The following is a 16,699-nucleotide window of genomic DNA, read 5'->3' as shown; positions in this document are numbered from 1 at the left end:
ACGCCGCAGCTCCACCTAAGCCGATCACTGAGATTCAAACTTCGACCCGGCCCGACCGGGTGGCGTATTCGACCGTTGCGAGTCACATCCGCGCAGGTCAGCGACTTCGCGAGACGCCCTGCACCGGCGGAATCACCGGGTACCGTCGACCGCCCGCCCGGGGCCGGATCGTGAGCGGGTCCACGGCGATCACGGGCTCCCTATCGTTGCCGCATGCCAGCGACCGACCGCCCGATCCGCGCCGATTCCGCGCGCATCGTCGCCGACGTCCTGCGCCAGGCGATCCACGACGGCACCTACCGCGGGACCCTGCCCGGCGAGGACGAACTCGGCGCCCAGTTCTCCGTCTCCCGCGGCACCGTGCGCGAGGCACTGTCGATCCTCCGCTCCGAGGGCTGGATCCGGCGGGGGCCGCGGGTCGGCACCGAGGTGATCGCCCGCACCGTCGACCACGGTCTCGACAGCCTGCGCGGGCTCCGCGAGACCCTGTCGCTGCACGGTGAGATCCGCAACCGGGTCCGCACCGCCACCCGCCTGGTTCCGCCGCCGATCGTCGCCGAGAAGCTGGACATCCCGAGCGGCGAGGAGGCCGTGTACCTGGAGCGGCTGCGCTACCTCAACGACGAGCCGATCAGCCTGGATCTGACCTACCTGGTCGCCGACATCGGTGATCTGCTCCTGGAGCAGGACCTCGAGAACGAGGACGTCTTCCCGCAGATCGAAGCCGTCTCCGGACACCGCCTGGGCAGCAGCGACTTCAGCCTGAGCGCCGCAGCGGCCGACCCGCACACCGCGGCGAACCTCGAGATCGCCACCGGCTCCCCGCTCCTGCTCTACGAACGTCTCACCGGGCTCGACACCGGACGGCCCGTGGACCTCGAGTACATCCGCATGCGATCCGACCGGATCACCCTGCGCGGCACCCTGCACCGCGACTGACATCCCCCGATACGAAGAAGACACCCATGGCACAGGTCGAACAGCGCGTCGACGTCCCCGTCACCATCGACGCCTCCCTCTGCATCGAGGGCTGCAACATCTGCATCGAGGCCTGCCCCCTCGACTCCCTCGCGCTGGACCCGAGCACCAACCGCGCCCACATGTACGTCGACGAGTGCTGGTACTGCGGGCCCTGCGCCGCGCGCTGCCCCACCGGCGCCGTCACCGTCAACATGCCCTACCTCCTGCGATAGCCCTCCGGAGAAATCACGATGTCCCCTCGCTCAGCCGCCCCCGTCCTCGCGCTCGCCGTCCTCGCCGCGAGCGCGTGCTCCCTGCAGCCCTCCTCCGACGGTGCCGCCCAGACCCTCGTGGTCGGCTACCAGTCGAAGACCATCAACACCGTGACCGCAGGAACCCTGCTGCGCGCCAAGGGTTTCCTCGACAAGCGCCTCGCCCCACTGGGGAAATTCCACGTGGACTGGCAGGACTTCGACACGGGCGCTCCGATCACCAGCGGGATGCTCGCCGGCAAGATCCAGATCGGCTCGATGGGCGACTATCCCCTGCTGATCAACGGATCCCGCGCGCAGGCGAACCCCGACACCGAGACGACGCTGCTGTCGGTCACCGGGTCCAGCGCGCGCGGCTCGCTCAACTCCGTCGTGGTCTCCCCCGGCTCGCCGCTGCGGAGCCTGGCGGACCTGCGCGGCAAGCAGGTCTCGGCGTCGGTCGGCTCCGCCGGGCACGGCACGCTCGTGGCGGCGCTGAGCCGCGCCGGAATCGGCGCGAGCGAGGTCACCGTCGTCAATCAGCAGCCGCAGGTCGGCGCGAGCGCGCTCGAATCGGGTCAGGTCCAGGCGCTCGCCCAGTTCGTGGCGTGGCCGGGCCTGCTCGTGCAGCAGGGTAAGGCGCGGCTGCTCTACGACGGCGGCGAGCTGCGCACGCCGACGCTGCACGGCGTGGTCGCCAATAAGAAGTACGCCACCGCCCACGCCGATGTCGTCCGCGCCTTCCTCCAGGCGCAGCTCGACGCCACCGATTTCCAGCGCGAGCACCCGCTCGAGGCGGCGCAGGAGGTCGCCAAGGCCAGCGGGCTGCCCGCCGAGGTCGTCTACCAGTACAACGGCCCCGGCGGCACCGACCCGAACCCGTCGCTCACCGCCCCACTGATCGGCGCGCTCAAGGGCGACATCGGGTACCTGCAGTCGATCGGCCAGTTCGGCGCTCCTCTGGACGTCGACCGGTTCGTCGACCCGAAGCCGCTCGCCGAGGCCCAGTCCGCGCGCGGCGGGTTCCAGTACGACGCGAGCACTCCCGCACCGAGGCCCACCTCCGAGATCTGGTTCGACGGTGCCGCCGCGACCGAGACCGTCCCCGACGCGACGGCGCTGATCCGCACGCTGGCGAGCACCGACCGGAAGGTCCGCGCCGCGTACGTCTCCGATGCCCTGACCGGCACCCGGTGGTACGCCGATCACGCGCTGTGGCTCCGCGACGGCGAGACCTTCGTCCCGTTCGCCGCGCCCGACGCCCGCGACCGCTACCGCGCCGCGCACCCCGCCGCGGTGCCGGTCGAGTACCGCACCCTCCTCGAGGAGGCCCGACGGTGACCGCCCTCGACTCCCTGCCGTCCGCGGCGCTCCGGCGGCCCGCCGCCCCGGCTGTGCGCCGCGCCGTCCTACCGGCCTGGCCGGTCCGCGTCGCCGTCGTCGTGGCCGCGATCGGCATCTGGCAGCTGCTGACCACGAACCATGTGGCGCTGCCCTGGATCCGGTTCGACACGCTGCCGTCGGCGAGCGCCGTCGCCGAGCGGTTCGCGCAGTCGGTGCGCACCGGCGAGTACTGGCTGGACCTCGCGCAGTCGCTGCTCCGGATCGGCACCGGCTTCGCCGTCGCCGCCGTCCTCGGCATCGCCGCGGGCGTCGCCCTGGGGCGCTCGCGCGCCGCCGAGCTGACCGTCGGCACGCTGCTCGAGCTGGTCCGGCCCATCCCCGCGATCGCCCTGGTCCCGGTGATGATCCTGCTGCTCCCCTCCTCCGAGGCGGGCATGGTCGCGATCACCGCGACCGCGGCCTTCTTCCCCATCGCGGTGAGCGTGCGGCACGCGGTCCGCGCGCTCCCGACCGTCTGGGAGGACTCGGTGCGCACGCAGGGCGGCGGCGACCTCGCCGTGCTGTGGCGGGTCGTGCTCCCCGGGTCGCTGCCCGGCGTCTTCTCCGGGCTCTCGGTGGGCGTGGGCGTCGCGTGGATCTGCCTCGTCTCCGCCGAGATGATCTCGGGACGCCTCGGCGTGGGCTACCGCACGTGGCAGTCGTACACGCTCGTCGACTACCCCGCGGTCTTCGTCGGGATGCTCACGATCGGCGTGCTCGGCTTCCTCACCTCCGCCGTGATCGAGCGGGCGGGCCGCAGAGTCACCCGCTGGCTGCCGCGGGGCGACCGATGAGCGCCCCGGCGGCGACCCCGCCCGCCCTGCGCTCCGGGCTGCGGCTGCAGCTCGACACCGTCGACCTCGGCTACCGCGGGACGCCCGCGGTCCGCGCCCTCGATCTCACCGTCGAGCCGGGCGAGCGTCTCGTCCTGACGGGGCCGTCGGGGTGCGGTAAGTCGACGGTGCTGCGCGCGCTCGCGGGATTGCTCCCCACCGACGCCGGCGTCGTCCTCGCCGACGGTGCTCCCGTCACCGGCCCGGACCGCGACCGCGCCATGGTCTTCCAGGAGGACGCGCTCCTGCCGTGGCGCACCGTCGAGAACAACGTGCGGCTCGCGCTCACGCTGCGGGGCGTGCCCCGGCACCGTCGCGCCGACGAGGCCCGACGGTGGCTCGCCGAGGTCGGGCTGACCGCCTACGCGCGGCACCTGCCCCGCGAGCTGTCCGGCGGCATGCGGCAGCGGGTCCAGCTGGCCCGCGGCCTGGCCGGTGCGCCCCGCGCGGTGCTCATGGACGAGCCCTTCGGCGCGCTCGACGCCCAGACCCGCGGCGACATGCAGCGGCTGCTGCTGCGCACGCTCGACGCGCATCCCGCCACCGTCGTCTTCGTGACCCACGACGTGGACGAGGCGATCCTGCTCGGCGACCGGATCGTCGTGCTGGGCCGCCGCGGCGAGCCGGTCCGCGCGGCCTTCGACGTGCGCCGCGCACCGTCGGCCTCCGCGCTGCGCGCGGGCGTCGTCGACGCCCTCACCGACCGCTGACCAGCAACAGGAGTTTCCATGGACATCCCCGAGATCGACGACCGCACCCGGCTGACCTGCGACGTCCTGGTGATCGGTGGCGGCACCGCCGGCACCATGGCAGCGCTGACCGCGGCCGAGGCGGGCGCGGACGTTCTGCTGCTCGACAAGTCGCACGTGCGCCACTCCGGCGCCCTCGCGATGGGCATGGACGGCGTGAACAACGCCGTCATCCCCGGCAAGGCGGAGCCCGAGGACTACGTCGCGGAGATCACCCGCGCCAACGACGGCATCGTCAACCAGCAGACCGTCTACCAGACCGCCACCCGCGGCTTCGCGATGATCCAGCGCCTCGAGCGGTACGGCGTGAAGTTCGAGAAGGACGAGTACGGCGAGTACGCCGTCCGCCAGGTGCACCGCTCGGGCTCGTACGTGCTGCCGATGCCCGAGGGCAAGGACGTGAAGAAGGCGCTGTACCGAGTGCTGCGGCAGAAGAAGATGCGCGAGCGCATCCGGATCGAGAACCGGGTGATGCCGGTCCGGGTGCTCACGACCGGTTCCGGGGAGGACCGACGGGCCGTGGGCGCGGTCGCCTTCAACACGCGGACAGGTGAGTTCGTCGAGATCTCGGCCGGCGCCGTGGTCCTGGCGACGGGGCCGTGCGGACGGCTCGGCCTGCCCGCGTCCGGGTACCTCTACGGCACCTACGAGAACCCGGCGAACGCCGGCGACGGCTACGCGATGGCGTATCACGCGGGCGCCGAGCTCAGCGGCATCGAGTGCTTCCAGATCAACCCGCTGATCAAGGACTACAACGGCCCCGCCTGCGCCTACGTGGCGAACCCGTTCGGCGGGTACCAGGTGAACGCGCTCGGCGAACGCTTCGTCGATTCCGACTACTGGTCCGGGCAGATGATCGCCGAGGTGCGCTCCGAGATCGACTCCGCCCGCGGGCCGATCTACCTCAAGGTCTCGCACCTGCCCGAGGAGACGCTCGGCGAGCTGGAGTCGATCCTGCACACCACCGAGCGCCCGACGCGGGGCACCTTCCACGCGAACCGCGGCCACGACTACCGCACCCACGACATCGAGATGCACGTCTCCGAGATCGGTCTGTGCGGTGGGCATTCCGCGTCCGGCGTGTGGGTCGACGAGAACGCGCGCACGTCCGTGCCGGGGTTGTACGCCGCGGGCGATCTGGCCTGCGTGCCGCACAACTACATGATCGGCGCCTTCGTCTTCGGCGAGCTGGCGGGGGCGGATGCGGTGCGGCACGCGCGCACGGTGTCGGTCGTGTCCGACGGGCTGGAGACACAGATCGCGGCCGCGCACGAGCTGATCTACGGTCCTGCCCGCAGGCCCGACGGTCCGCCGCAGCCCCAGGTCGAGTACAAGCTGCGGCGCTTCGTCAACGACTACATCGCGCCGCCGAAGACCGCACCGAAGCTGACCATCGCGATCGAGACCTTCGAGCGGATGCGCGGCGAGGTGGACGGGCTCGGCGCCCGCACGCCGCACGAGCTGATGCGCTGCGTGGAGGTCTCGTTCATCCGGGACTGCGCCGAGATGGCGGCGAAGGCCTCTCTCGCGCGGACCGAATCCCGCTGGGGCCTCTACCACGACCGTCCGGACCTGCCCGAACGCGACGACGAGCGGTGGGGCCGGCACCTGAACCTGCGCCTGGGCGCCGACGGCGAGATGGAATTCCTGACCCGCCCGGTGGCCCCGTACCTGGTGGCGGTGGACGAGTTCGACCACATCCCGGGGTCGTCGCACTCGGTCGAGGTGCTGGGGCCGCTGGCGGTGGCACCGATCGGCGCGATCCCCGCGGCGGCGGAGCGGCCTGCCTCGGTGCCCGCGGTGTCGCCGCGGCTGCGGGAGCTTCTCGCGCTCGACGGACCGTCGGTGGACGAGCTCTCCCGGTTCCTGTCCGATCCGGACACGACGGTGCGGCGCAGCGCGGTGACCTTCCTCGTCGAGGGCGCGCCCGAGGGCTTCCTCGCTCCCCTGGTCGCCGCGCTCGGCGACGCGGACGCGCCGGTGCGCCGCGCCGCGGCCGCCGGACTGATCGAGCTGGTGGAGGTGCTGCCCTCGGCGTCGGGGCTCGCCGGATTCCTGGATTCGCCGGACGCCGTGGTGCGCGCCGCCGTGGGGAACCTGCTGCGCTCTCTCAAGGCGGGGACGCCCGCGCAGTTCGCCGCGCTGCTCGACGACGCCGACCACCGCGTGCGGGTGGTGGGCGTGCGCGGGCTGGTCTCGCACGACGACTGGGCCGCACTGGTTCCCGCGACCACCGACGCCAACCGGGAGGTCCGGATCGCCGCGGCCGGCGGGCTCGCCACCGTGGGCCTGGGCGGCGTGGACTCGGTGCGCGCGCTGGCCGCCGACCACGACCCGCTGGTGCGGGCCGCCGCCTTCGAGGCGCTCGGCGCCCTCGGCGACGCCACTGACCTCGAGCTGTTGGCCGGCGGGCTCGCGGACCGGGCGTGGCAGGTGCGGCAGGGCGCCGCGCGCGGCACCGTCGCCCTCGGACCCGACGGTGCCGTCGCCGCACTCGAGTCCGCCCTGACGGACCCGCACCTCGACGTCCGCAAAGCCGCCGTCGTGACGCTGCGCCCCTGGCCGACGGTACCCGCCGTCGCCGACGCGCTCACCGCCGCGCTGGAGGATTCCGACGCCGACGTCCGCGCCCACGCGCGTCTCGCGCTCGCGGCCGGGTGAGCGTTCACGCGCCTCCCGCGTGGAACTCACCCGGCCGGGGCTGGAGCCAGCTCTGCCCCTCGTACCCCTGCTCCCAGGGGAACCGGCCCGACATGTCGTCGTGCGTCAGCTGGAAGGCCGCGACCGAATGGCCGCGCCGTACGCGGTAGTACTGATTCGCCGAGAGGACGACGTGCTCCGGGTTAGGCAGCGCCTCCACGATCACGCGGTGATGCCAGCGCTCGAACGTGATCAGCTCCCCCGCCAGCAGCGCCGGTCCCGTACGGACCCGCGATGCGACCTCGTTGAGCACGCCCAAGGCGGTCGACTGGGAGGTCCCGAAGATGACCAGCTCCGGGTGGCCGAGCTGATGCAGCCCGATCGTGTACCCGAACGGTGCCGAGCGTGCCTGCTCGTCGCCGAACACGTACTGGATCATCACGCCGTATTCGTCGATGATCTCGCGTGTGCGGCGGATCTCCTCGGCGCGCCACTGCGCCAGTTGCTGCGGTGTCAGATCGTCATGAGCCATGATTCCTTCTCTCCCCCAAGTGATTGAGCTCACGCTAGAACGACCCACCGACAAGTTTTCGCGATCGCACCTATAGCACCCGGATATCCCGTCGCACAAGCGAATTGCGACGGGATATACCTGCTGCATGAGTTCCAGAGAATTGGCCACCGTGCGGACGGTGGACGCGATCGAGGCGATCGACGGCGCGGACGCCATCGAGGTCGCTGTATTCGGCGGCTGGCGGTCCGTGGTGCGCAAGGGTGAGTACCGGCCGGGCGACCGGGCGGTGTACTTCGAGGTCGACGCGGCGCTGCCGCTCACGGACCCGCGGTTCGCGTTCCTCGAGGCGCGCGGCAGCCGGGTGATCGACGGTGCGCGGTTCCACGTGCTGCGCACGATGAAGCTGCGAGGCGTGATCTCGCAGGGCCTCGTCCTGCCCTTCGCGGACGTCCCCGAGGCCGACGGTGCCGGCGACCTCGCCGCCGCGCTCGGGATCGTCAAGTACGAGCCGCCGCTGCCCGCGGAGCTCGGCGGCGTCGCGCTGGGGCCGTACCCGTCAGTACTCGCCCGCAAGACGGATGCCGAACGGGTGCAGAACCTCGCGGACGTGTATCCCGTACTCGCACCGGACGACTGGTACGCGACGGAGAAGGTCGACGGCACGTCGACGACGTTCATCACCACGCCGGACGGCCCTCGAGTGTGCGGTCGGAACTACGAGTGGATCCCGTCGCCCGAGCTGACGTCGGTGCGATACGCGGAGGCCGAAGGCCTCGGCGGCGCGGTACCGCCCGGGTTCGTGATCCAGGGCGAGCTGTACGGCCCGTCGATCCAGCGGAATCCGCTCGGCACGGGCGGCGTGCGGTACGCGGTCTTCGCGGTGTGGCGCCACGGTGCGCAGCTTCCCCGGCCCGCGTGGCCGCGGTGGGCGACCGACCGCGCGGCGCCGGTCTACACCGGACTGCGGCTTCCGGGCACAGTCGACGATGCCGTGGCGCAGGCCGACGGCATCGAGTCCCTAGCCTCTCCGGGCAGGCTCGCCGAGGGCGTCGTCTGGCACCGGCACGACGCGGTGCCGATGGCCGGCCTCGACGGCCGGCCGTGCTTCAAGGTGATCTCGAACCGGTGGCTGCTGCGGGAGTCGGCGGGGCGGCGGAAGCGGCGCGGTTCGTCCACACGGTAGTGCTCGCTCACGCCCGCTTCGAGCGCATCGCCTTGAGCTGCTTCACCGCGGGATCGGCGGCGAGCGAACGGTATTCGTCGGCCTCGACGGGCACCAGCGCGACCCGTCCGTCGGCGTCGTGGTGGATGCCCCAGCCGTAGCGCTTACCGAGCGGGGACGAGCGGAGGCACGCCTGGTCCTTGGCGAAGAACGTCCGGCGGGCCTCCGGCCGCTCCGGCTCCGGAATCGCCTGACGGGTGGCGTGCACCTCGAAAAGCACATCGTCACTGGTCAACTCGTACGGATGCGCGGCGATGAGCGCGTACTGCAGCGCCGCCACCGTCGGAGCCGCGCCGCGGGTGGGCGGCACCTGGCCCGCCACGACGGGGCAGTCGTCCGCGACCTGGATGAACGTACCGATGTAGTTCGTGCTTCCCACGTCGTTCAGTCTCGCGCCGTCGGGCTCGTGTCGATAGCAGAAAAGCGACAGACGGCGCTGGATGATGTCGACCATGGCCTCGAGCAGTCCGGACGGTGCGCGCCCCGTCGACGTCGCCGAACGATCGGGCGTCCTGTTCCCGGAGCGACTCGCTCGGTACGCCGCCGGATGGATCGCCCCGGACTCCGCCGTGGCGGACGTGGTCGATCAGTACTGGCACGTCGCGTGGGCGCTCGAGCCCGGCGAGCGGCTGGATCAACCGATCATCGATCTCCCGGCGGTGACCGCCACGGTCGAGGACGGCGACGTGCCCGCGCCGCTCGTCGTCACCGGGGTGCACCGCCGAGCGTGGCGGCGCACCATTCACGGCTCCGGCACCGTCTTCGCCGTCCGCCTCCGCCCGGCGGGCCTGTCGGTGCTCAGCGACCTCACGCCGGGACGGATCGCCGATGCCACCGTGGCGCTCGACGCACGCCTGGACTCTCGTCTACACGCGCTCATGAGGGAAGTCGCCGCGGGTGCCACCCCGGCCGAGCGGGCCGCGATCGCGAACCGCGCGATCGCGCGGATCCTGGCGGACCGGGGCCCGGCACCGTCGGGGCTCCTGGCGAACCGGGTGCTCGACGAGGTGCGCGGGCGGATCCATCGCCGGACGGGGCAGCCCCTCGCCGAGCGGTTCGGGTGCAGCGAGCGGACGCTGCAGCGCGCCTGCACCGAGGCCCTGGGCCACGGCCCGAAATGGCTGAGCCGCCGCATCCGCCTACAGGAAGTCGCCCTCGCCCTGGTCAGCAGGCCTTCCGACGAGCTCGGGGTCATCGCCGCGGACCTCAGCTACACCGACCAGTCCCACCTCACCCGCGACTTCCGCGCGACGACGGGCCTCACCCCTGAGGCGTACCGTCGCGTAGTGCGGAACCTGCTCGCGTGAGCCGAACGCACTCCCGTCAGACGGTGAAGCCGGGGGCACGGAACAGCTCGCGGCTACGCCGTCGCGCAGGCCGACGGTGTCGAATCCCTGGCGGCACCCGCCGGGAGACTCGCTGAGCGCGTCGTGTGGCACCGTGATTTTGAAGGAGAAGGAGAGAACGCCGTGGCGACGATGGACGACCTACGACACGAGGCCCTTGCACTCCCCGAGACCGAGGAGGCCACGCATTTCGGCCTCCCCACCTTCACCGTGCGGGGCAGGCCCTTCGTCGGGCCCGAGAAGGACGGGCGCACCCTCGTCTTCGCGCTCAGCGAGGAGACGGCCACCGCTCTTGCGCGCGAGTCGTCCGACCCCGGCTCCCCGATCATGGAACACGTCAGACGGCGATCGGGGTCCCGGGAGATCCACGTCGGCCTCCGTGTCGATCTCGCGCTCCTGTCGGTCGAGCGGATGCACGTGCTCGCCGAGTCCGCGTGGCGCAACAAGGCGCCGAAGCGCCTCGCCGCGGCTTTCGACGAAGCGCGCGGGGAACGCCCGGAGTGACCTTCGACGGGCGGCTCCCGTCAGACCGTGAAGCCGAGCGCCCTCAGCTGCTCGCGGCCGTCGTCGGTGATCTTGTCCGGGCCCCACGGGGGCATCCAGACCCAATTGATCTTGGCGTCGGTGGCCAGGCCGGACGAGACGAGGGCGGCGCGGGTCTGGTCCTCGATGACGTCGGTCAGCGGGCAGGCCGCCGAGGTGAGGGTCATGTCGATGGTGACGGAGGCATCGTCGTCCACCCGCAGGTCGTAGACGAGGCCCAGGTCGACCACGTTGATGCCCAGCTCGGGATCGACCACGTCGCGCATGGCCTCCTCCACGTCGAACAGGGTGGGCAGGTTCAGGGGGTTGTCGCCGGCCTGCGCCGGGTCGGCCCCGGTGCCTGCGGCCTCGGCAGCGTTCTCGCTCATGCCGTCTTCTCCTCCGAGTCGATGATCCGGGACAGCGCGTCCTTGAACGCCATCCAGCCGAGCAGTGCGCACTTCACGCGCGCGGGGTACTTCGAGACGCCGGCGAAGGCGATCCCGTCGCCGATGAGGTCCTCGTCGCCCTCGAGCTGCCCGCGGGACTGCAGCATCTCCGTGTACGACTGCAGCATCTTCAGGGCCTCGCCGACGGGCTGGCCGATCACCTGATCGGTGAGCACCGACGTGGACGCCTGCGAGATCGAGCAGCCCTGGCCGTCGTAGGAGACGTCGGCCACGGTCTGGCCGTCGTCCGACAGGTGCACGCGCAGCGTCACCTCGTCGCCGCAGGTGGGATTGACGTGGTGGACCTCGGCCTCGAAGGGCTCGCGCAGCCCGCGACCGTGCGGGTGCTTGTAGTGATCCAGGATCACGTCCTGGTACATCTGCTCCATGCGCATCAGATCACCCCGAAGAACTTCTGGGCCTTGACGATTCCCTCGGCCAGCGCGTCGACCTCGGCCTCGGTGTTGTAGACGCCGAAGGACGCGCGGGCCGTGGCGGCCACGCCGAACCGACGGTGCAGCGGCCACGCGCAGTGGTGCCCGACGCGGATGGCGACGCCCTCGTCGTCGAGCACCTGCCCGAGGTCGTGGGCGTGAATGCCGTCGACCACGAAGGAGACGGCGCTCCCCCGGTCCCGGTTCTCGGTGGGCCCGACGATGCGCAGGCCGTCGATGGCGTCGAGGCGATCGAGCGCGGCACCCTCGAGCGCGTGCTCGTGCGCGGCGACCTCGGCCATGCCCAGGCCGCCGAGGTACTTCACGGCCGCACCGAGGCCCACGACCTGCGAAGTCATCGGGACGCCCGCCTCGAAGCGCTGCGGCGGCGCGGCGTACGTCGAGCCCTCCATGGTCACGGTCTCGATCATCGAGCCGCCCGTGATGAAGGGCGGGAGCTGCGCGAGGATCTCGCGCTTGCCGTAGAGCACGCCGACGCCGGACGGGCCGTACATCTTGTGGCCCGAGAAGGCGGCGAAGTCCACGTCCAGCGCGGCGAAGTCCACGGGGCTGTGCGGCACCGACTGGCACGCGTCCAGCACGACGACGGCGCCGACCGCCCGGGCCCGCGCCACGAGCTCCGCCACCGGCGCGATCGCACCGGTCACGTTGGAGGCGTGAGTGAAGGCGACGATCTTGACCGAATCGTCGAGCTCCAGCGAATCCAGGTCGATCCGGCCCTCGTCGGTGACGCCGTACCACTTGAGCGTTGCGCCGGTGCGGCGGCACAGCTCCTGCCAGGGCACCAGGTTCGCATGATGCTCCAGCTCGGTGACGACGACGGTGTCACCCTCACGCAGACGGTGCCCGCCGAGGACTCCGGCCGAGCGGTCGTCGCCGAGGGTGTAGGCCACCAGGTTCAGCGATTCGGTGGCGTTCTTGGTGAACACCAACTCGTCGGGCGAGACCCGCACGAACTCGGCGATCGCCGCGCGCGCATCCTCGTAGGCGTCGGTCGCCTCCTCGGCCAGCTGGTGCGCCCCGCGGTGCACGGCCGCGTTGTGGGTGGTGAGGAACTCCCACTCGGCGTCGAGCACCTGCCGAGGGCGCTGCGAGGTGGCACCGGAATCCAGGTAGACCAGCGGCTTGTCGTCGCGGACCGTGCGGGACAGGATCGGGAAGTCGGCGCGGATCGCGTCGATGTCCAGGGCGGACTTCACCGAGGCGGTCATGCTCCGACGGCCTCGGTGAACTTCACGTAGCCGTTCTCCTCCAGCTCGTCGGCCAGCTCGGGGCCGCCCGACTCCACGATCCGGCCGTTCACGAAGACGTGCACGAACTCGGGGTGGATGTACCGCAGGATGCGGGTGTAGTGCGTGATGAGCAGAACGCCGCCGTGCTCGCGCTCGGCGTACCGGTTCACGCCCTCGGAGACGACGCGCAGCGCGTCGACGTCGAGGCCGGAGTCCGTCTCGTCGAGGATGGCGAACTTCGGCTTGAGCAGGCCGAGCTGCAGGATCTCGTGGCGCTTCTTCTCGCCGCCCGAGAAGCCCTCGTTGACCGAGCGCTCGCCGAACTGCGGGTCGATGGACAGCTCGCCCATCGCCTCCTTGACCTCCTTGACCCAGTGCCGCAGCTTCGGGGCCTCGCCACGGACCGCGGTGGCGGCCGAGCGGAGGAAGTTCGACATGGAGACGCCGGGCACCTCGACGGGGTACTGCATGGCCAGGAACAGGCCGGCGCGGGCGCGCTCGTCGACGGTCATCGACAGCACGTCCTCGCCGTCGAGGGTGATGGAGCCCTTCGTCACCTCGTACTTGGGGTGACCGGCGATGGCGTAGCTCAGCGTGGACTTGCCGGAGCCGTTGGGGCCCATGATCGCGTGGGTCTCGCCCGAGTTGATGGTCAGGTCGACGCCCTTGAGGATCTCGATCGGCTCGGCGTTCTCGTCCGCCTGCACGACGTTGACGTGCAGATCACGGATTTCCAGAGTAGACAACGTATTTCCTTCTTCGAGTATCAGACGCCGGCGGTGGCGAGTTCGTGTTCGATGGCCGCGGCGAGCCGCTCGCGCAGCTCGGGGACGGAGATCCGGTCGATCAGCTCCTGGAAGAAGCCGCGCACGACCAGGCGGCGCGCCTCGTCCTCCGGGATGCCGCGCGAGCGCAGGTAGAACAGCTGCTCGTCGTCGAACCGGCCGGTGGCGCTGGCATGGCCGGCACCCTCGATCTCGCCGGTCTCGATCTCCAGGTTCGGCACCGAATCGGCGCGGGCACCGTCGGTGAGGACCAGGTTCCGGTTGAGCTCGAAGGTGTCGGTGCCCTCGGCCTCGGCGCGGATCAGGACGTCGCCGACCCAGACGGTATGCGCATCGGGCTTCTTCGACGCCGGGTCGCCCTGGAGCGCGCCCTTGTAGATCACGTTCGACTTGCAGTGCGGCACGGCGTGATCGACCAGCAGGCGCTGCTCGAGGTGCTGGCCGTCGTCCGCGAAGTAGAGGCCGAACAGCTCGGCGTTGCCGCCGGGACCGTCGAACTGCACGCGCGGGGTCATGCGGACCAGCTCGCCGCCGAGCTGGACCGCGAAGTGCCGGACGTGGGCGTCGCGGCCCACGCGGACGTGGTGCTGGGTGACCCACACCGCGTCGTCGGCGAAGTCCTGCGCGTCGACGATCTGGAGGGAGGCACCGTCGCCCAGGATGACCTCGACGTTCTCGGCGACCGTGCCCGAGCCGGTGTGGTCGAGCACGACCACGGCGCGGGCGTGCCGCTCGAGCCGGACCTGGATGTGCGTGAAGGCGGTCTTCCCCTCGCCGGGGCCGGCGATGCGGACGAAGACGGGCTCGGCGACCTCGGCCTCCTTGGCCACCGTTAGCACGAAGGCCTCGGTCATCGAGGTGAAGGCCTGCGCGGCCACCCGGTCGAACGGGGTGCCGCCCTGGCCGAGACGCTCGTCGCCCTTGGCGACGGTCTCGAAGCTCACGCCCTCGGGAGTGGCGTCGACGACGGCCGTCACGGCACCGTCGGCCTGCGCGGAACCGTCGTGCAGGCCCCGCAGGCGGCGCAGCGGAGTGAACCGCCACGCCTCGTCCCGGTGGCTGGGGATCTCGAAGGCGGCCGCATCGAAGGACGTGAACAGCTCGCCCTTGTTCGCGACGGGGTGGGCCTCGACGGCCTCGTTGAGAATGTTCGTCACTAGCCCACGGACCCTTCCATCTGCAGCTCGATCAGGCGGTTCAGCTCGAGCGCGTACTCCATCGGCAGCTCCTTGGCGATGGGCTCGACGAAGCCGCGCACCACCATGGCCATGGCCTCGTCCTCGGTGAGGCCGCGGCTCATCAGGTAGAAGAGCTGGTCGTCGGAGACCTTCGAGACGGTGGCCTCGTGGCCCATCGTCACGTCGTCCTCGCGGATGTCCACGTACGGGTACGTGTCCGAGCGGGAGATCGTGTCGACCAGCAGCGCATCGCACTTGACGGTGGACTTGCTGCCGTGCGCGCCCTTGTTGACCTGGATCAGGCCGCGGTAGCTGGCCCGGCCGCCGCCGCGGGCGACCGACTTGCTGACGATGTTGCTCGACGTGTTCGGCGCGAAGTGCACCATCTTCGAGCCGGTGTCCTGGTGCTGGCCCTCGCCGGCGAAGGCCACGGAGAGCACCTCGCCCTTGGCGTGCTCGCCCATCATCCACACGGCCGGGTACTTCATGGTGACCTTGGAACCGATGTTGCCGTCGATCCACTCCATGGTGGCGCCGGCCTCGGCCTTGGCGCGCTTGGTGACCAGGTTGTAGACGTTGTTCGACCAGTTCTGGATGGTCGTGTAGCGGCAGCGGCCGCCCTTCTTGACGATGATCTCGACCACCGCGGAGTGCAGCGAGTCCGACTTGTAGATCGGCGCGGTGCAGCCCTCGACGTAGTGCACGTAGGCGTCCTCGTCGACGATGATCAGCGTGCGCTCGAACTGGCCCATGTTCTCGGTGTTGATCCGGAAGTAGGCCTGCAGCGGGATGTCCACGTGGACGCCCTTGGGCACGTAGATGAACGAGCCGCCGGACCACACTGCGGTGTTCAGCGCGGAGAACTTGTTGTCACCCGCGGGGATCACCGAGCCGAAGTACTCCTCGAAGAGCTCCGGGTGCTCACGCAGACCGGTGTCGGTGTCCATGAAGATGACACCCTTCTCCTCCAGGTCGGCGCGGATCGAGTGGTAGACGACCTCGGACTCGTACTGCGCGGCGACGCCGGCGACGAGGCGCTGCTTCTCCGCCTCGGGGATGCCGAGCTTGTCGTAGGTGTTCTTGATGTCCTCCGGGAGGTCCTCCCAGGACTCGGCCTGCTTCTCGGAGGAGCGCACGAAGTACTTGATGTTGTCGAAGTCGATGCCGTCGAGGTCGCTGCCCCAGGTGGGCATCGGCTTCTTCTCGAAGATGCTCAGGGCCTTGAGGCGCTGCTGCAGCATCCACTCGGACTCGTTCTTCTTCGCCGAGATGTCGGCGACCACGGCCTCGGAGAGTCCGCGCTGGGCCGACGCGCCGGCGACGTCCGAATCGTGCCAGCCGTAGCCGTAGGTGCCCAGGGAGGCGATCGTCTCCTCCTGGGACAGCTTGGCGTCGTCGACTGTCGCCGACAGCGGGCCGTTCTCGACCGTTGTCATCGAAGCTCCTTAGCGGGTTGCTCGCGGACCACGCGCTCGAGGGGCACGTGGGTGGTGCAGGCGCGGTCACCATTGGCGATGGTGGCCAAACGCTGTACATGTGTTCCCAACGCCTGTTCGATCGCCGAAATTTCGGCCTCGCACAGTTCGGGGAACTCGGATGCGACCTCCGACACCGGGCAGTGGTGCTGGCAGATCTGGACGCCGTTGCCGACCTCCCGGGCGTCGGCGGAGAAGCCGGCGTCCGAGAGTGCCGCCGCGATCCTACGGGCACCGTCGACCGGGCCCGCCGTCACGACGTCGCCGAGGGCGGTGACCCCCAGGGCCTGTTCGGCCCGGCGCCGCGCGAAGGTGCGCACCGCCTCCTCACCGCCGACCTCGCGCAGTGCGCGAAGAGCGTCGACCGCCAGGGCGTCGTACCCCTGGCCGAGCCGCCGCCGCCCGGAGGGCGTGAGCAGGAACTCCTTCGCAGGACGCCCCCGCCCCCGGCCCCCCAGACCCGACGGTGGCGCGACCGTCACGTCCCCCGCCTCGAGCAGATTGTCGAGGTGGCGGCGCACGGCGGTGGTGGTGATCCCCAGGGCCTTACCGATATCGGCCGCGGTGGCCTGGCCCCGGTTCATGAGCAGGCCGACCACGGCGTCGCGGGTGTCCCCGTCACGCTGGGCCGTCGAGGCATGCGCCTCGTGCTGCTCGTTTTTCACAACACGATTGTTTCTTAATTCGCCCGGCACTTCCAGCAAG

18 protein-coding genes are annotated in these 16,699 nt (G+C 70.8%); 9 read left to right on the top strand and 9 right to left on the bottom strand.

Going from position 1 to position 16,699, the window contains the following annotated elements; translation table 11 throughout:
- The first annotated feature begins 213 nt into the window (after positions 1 to 213).
- From AC21LY_RS21195 to AC21LY_RS21170, 6 genes are read left to right on the top strand one after another with little or no spacing between them, the layout of a single operon-like run.
- Positions 214 to 939 carry a GntR family transcriptional regulator gene (locus AC21LY_RS21195; RefSeq protein ID WP_489048548.1) on the top strand — a complete coding sequence of 242 codons (726 nt, stop codon included), beginning with the start codon at positions 214 to 216 and terminating at the stop codon, positions 937 to 939.
- 26 nt (positions 940 to 965) lie between these two features.
- Positions 966 to 1,193, top strand: coding sequence for a 4Fe-4S dicluster domain-containing protein (locus AC21LY_RS21190; protein ID WP_068520690.1), 228 nt, complete (start codon positions 966 to 968; stop codon positions 1,191 to 1,193).
- An 18-nt stretch (positions 1,194 to 1,211) separates the two neighbouring features.
- Entirely contained in the window at positions 1,212 to 2,552 is a 1,341-nt protein-coding gene (locus AC21LY_RS21185; RefSeq protein WP_489048547.1) for an ABC transporter substrate-binding protein, read from the top strand.
- Entirely contained in the window at positions 2,549 to 3,388 is an 840-nt protein-coding gene (locus tag AC21LY_RS21180) for an ABC transporter permease (RefSeq protein WP_489048546.1), read from the top strand. Before AC21LY_RS21185 ends, AC21LY_RS21180 begins: the two co-directional genes overlap by 4 nt.
- Positions 3,385 to 4,137, top strand: coding sequence for an ABC transporter ATP-binding protein (locus tag AC21LY_RS21175; protein WP_489048545.1), 753 nt, complete (start codon positions 3,385 to 3,387; stop codon positions 4,135 to 4,137). The genes AC21LY_RS21180 and AC21LY_RS21175 overlap by 4 nt, the downstream gene beginning before the upstream one ends.
- An 18-nt stretch (positions 4,138 to 4,155) precedes the next feature.
- Positions 4,156 to 6,837 carry a fumarate reductase/succinate dehydrogenase flavoprotein subunit gene (locus tag AC21LY_RS21170; RefSeq protein WP_489048544.1) on the top strand — a complete coding sequence of 894 codons (2,682 nt, stop codon included), beginning with the start codon at positions 4,156 to 4,158 and terminating at the stop codon, positions 6,835 to 6,837.
- A 4-nt stretch (positions 6,838 to 6,841) separates the two neighbouring features.
- On the opposite strand, the gene AC21LY_RS21165 is transcribed toward AC21LY_RS21170, so the two are convergent.
- On the bottom strand, positions 6,842 to 7,348 hold the full coding sequence (locus AC21LY_RS21165) for a DUF4262 domain-containing protein (RefSeq protein ID WP_489048543.1): 507 nt from the start codon (positions 7,346 to 7,348) through the stop codon (positions 6,842 to 6,844).
- Between the two features lie 127 nt (positions 7,349 to 7,475).
- On the opposite strand from AC21LY_RS21165, the gene AC21LY_RS21160 reads away from it, so the two are divergent.
- On the top strand, positions 7,476 to 8,513 hold the full coding sequence (locus AC21LY_RS21160; RefSeq protein ID WP_489048542.1) for an RNA ligase family protein: 1,038 nt from the start codon (positions 7,476 to 7,478) through the stop codon (positions 8,511 to 8,513).
- A gap of 7 nt (positions 8,514 to 8,520) precedes the next feature.
- On the opposite strand, the gene AC21LY_RS21155 is transcribed toward AC21LY_RS21160, so the two are convergent.
- Entirely contained in the window at positions 8,521 to 8,931 is a 411-nt protein-coding gene (locus AC21LY_RS21155; RefSeq protein ID WP_489048541.1) for a DUF6157 family protein, read from the bottom strand.
- Between the two features lie 73 nt (positions 8,932 to 9,004).
- Between AC21LY_RS21155 and AC21LY_RS21150 the strand changes: the two genes are divergently transcribed.
- Together AC21LY_RS21150 and AC21LY_RS21145 are read left to right on the top strand one after the other, a co-directional pair.
- On the top strand, positions 9,005 to 9,859 hold the full coding sequence (locus AC21LY_RS21150) for an AraC family transcriptional regulator (protein WP_489048540.1): 855 nt from the start codon (positions 9,005 to 9,007) through the stop codon (positions 9,857 to 9,859).
- A gap of 162 nt (positions 9,860 to 10,021) precedes the next feature.
- Entirely contained in the window at positions 10,022 to 10,402 is a 381-nt protein-coding gene (locus AC21LY_RS21145) for a hypothetical protein (RefSeq protein WP_489048539.1), read from the top strand.
- A 20-nt stretch (positions 10,403 to 10,422) separates the two neighbouring features.
- Here AC21LY_RS21145 and AC21LY_RS21140 read toward each other — a convergent pair whose 3' ends face one another.
- The 7 genes from AC21LY_RS21140 to AC21LY_RS21110 are packed head-to-tail and all read right to left on the bottom strand — an operon-like array spanning position 10,423 to position 16,659.
- Positions 10,423 to 10,809, bottom strand: coding sequence for a metal-sulfur cluster assembly factor (locus AC21LY_RS21140; RefSeq protein ID WP_489048538.1), 387 nt, complete (start codon positions 10,807 to 10,809; stop codon positions 10,423 to 10,425).
- Positions 10,806 to 11,264, bottom strand: a complete 459-nt coding sequence (sufU, locus tag AC21LY_RS21135) for a Fe-S cluster assembly sulfur transfer protein SufU (RefSeq protein ID WP_489048537.1) — start codon at positions 11,262 to 11,264, stop codon at positions 10,806 to 10,808. The genes AC21LY_RS21140 and sufU overlap by 4 nt, the downstream gene beginning before the upstream one ends.
- Positions 11,264 to 12,535 (bottom strand): cysteine desulfurase, encoded by a 1,272-nt coding sequence (locus AC21LY_RS21130; protein WP_489048536.1) that lies wholly within the window; start codon positions 12,533 to 12,535, stop codon positions 11,264 to 11,266. Before AC21LY_RS21130 ends, sufU begins: the two co-directional genes overlap by 1 nt.
- Positions 12,532 to 13,302: a Fe-S cluster assembly ATPase SufC gene (sufC, locus tag AC21LY_RS21125; RefSeq protein WP_489048535.1), complete on the bottom strand. Its 771-nt coding sequence runs from the start codon at positions 13,300 to 13,302 to the stop codon at positions 12,532 to 12,534. The genes AC21LY_RS21130 and sufC overlap by 4 nt, the downstream gene beginning before the upstream one ends.
- Positions 13,303 to 13,322: 20 nt before the next feature.
- On the bottom strand, positions 13,323 to 14,498 hold the full coding sequence (sufD, locus tag AC21LY_RS21120) for a Fe-S cluster assembly protein SufD (protein ID WP_489048534.1): 1,176 nt from the start codon (positions 14,496 to 14,498) through the stop codon (positions 13,323 to 13,325).
- Positions 14,498 to 15,955, bottom strand: a complete 1,458-nt coding sequence (gene sufB, locus AC21LY_RS21115; protein WP_489048533.1) for a Fe-S cluster assembly protein SufB — start codon at positions 15,953 to 15,955, stop codon at positions 14,498 to 14,500. Before sufB ends, sufD begins: the two co-directional genes overlap by 1 nt.
- Entirely contained in the window at positions 15,952 to 16,659 is a 708-nt protein-coding gene (locus AC21LY_RS21110; protein ID WP_489048532.1) for a helix-turn-helix transcriptional regulator, read from the bottom strand. Before AC21LY_RS21110 ends, sufB begins: the two co-directional genes overlap by 4 nt.
- Positions 16,660 to 16,699: the final 40 nt, after the last annotated feature.

It is taken from the genome of Tsukamurella sp. II2bb, from assembly GCF_057815145.1.
Note: the sequence above shows the minus strand (reverse complement) of the source record. Positions and strands in the feature narration are given on the sequence as shown.

What these genes read in the sequence shown, in the direction of transcription:
- AC21LY_RS21195 (WP_489048548.1), top strand. Translation starts at nt 214, where the DNA reads ATGCCAGCGACCGACCGCCCGATCCGCGCCGATTCCGCGCGCATCGTC.
- AC21LY_RS21190 (WP_068520690.1), top strand. Translation starts at nt 966, where the DNA reads ATGGCACAGGTCGAACAGCGCGTCGACGTCCCCGTCACCATCGACGCC.
- AC21LY_RS21185 (WP_489048547.1), top strand. Translation starts at nt 1,212, where the DNA reads ATGTCCCCTCGCTCAGCCGCCCCCGTCCTCGCGCTCGCCGTCCTCGCC.
- AC21LY_RS21175 (WP_489048545.1), top strand. Translation starts at nt 3,385, where the DNA reads ATGAGCGCCCCGGCGGCGACCCCGCCCGCCCTGCGCTCCGGGCTGCGG.
- AC21LY_RS21170 (WP_489048544.1), top strand. Translation starts at nt 4,156, where the DNA reads ATGGACATCCCCGAGATCGACGACCGCACCCGGCTGACCTGCGACGTC.
- AC21LY_RS21165 (WP_489048543.1), bottom strand. Translation starts at nt 7,348, where the DNA reads ATGGCTCATGACGATCTGACACCGCAGCAACTGGCGCAGTGGCGCGCC.
- AC21LY_RS21160 (WP_489048542.1), top strand. Translation starts at nt 7,476, where the DNA reads ATGAGTTCCAGAGAATTGGCCACCGTGCGGACGGTGGACGCGATCGAG.
- AC21LY_RS21150 (WP_489048540.1), top strand. Translation starts at nt 9,005, where the DNA reads ATGGCCTCGAGCAGTCCGGACGGTGCGCGCCCCGTCGACGTCGCCGAA.
- AC21LY_RS21140 (WP_489048538.1), bottom strand. Translation starts at nt 10,809, where the DNA reads ATGAGCGAGAACGCTGCCGAGGCCGCAGGCACCGGGGCCGACCCGGCG.
- sufU (WP_489048537.1), bottom strand. Translation starts at nt 11,264, where the DNA reads ATGCGCATGGAGCAGATGTACCAGGACGTGATCCTGGATCACTACAAG.
- AC21LY_RS21130 (WP_489048536.1), bottom strand. Translation starts at nt 12,535, where the DNA reads ATGACCGCCTCGGTGAAGTCCGCCCTGGACATCGACGCGATCCGCGCC.
- sufB (WP_489048533.1), bottom strand. Translation starts at nt 15,955, where the DNA reads ATGACAACGGTCGAGAACGGCCCGCTGTCGGCGACAGTCGACGACGCC.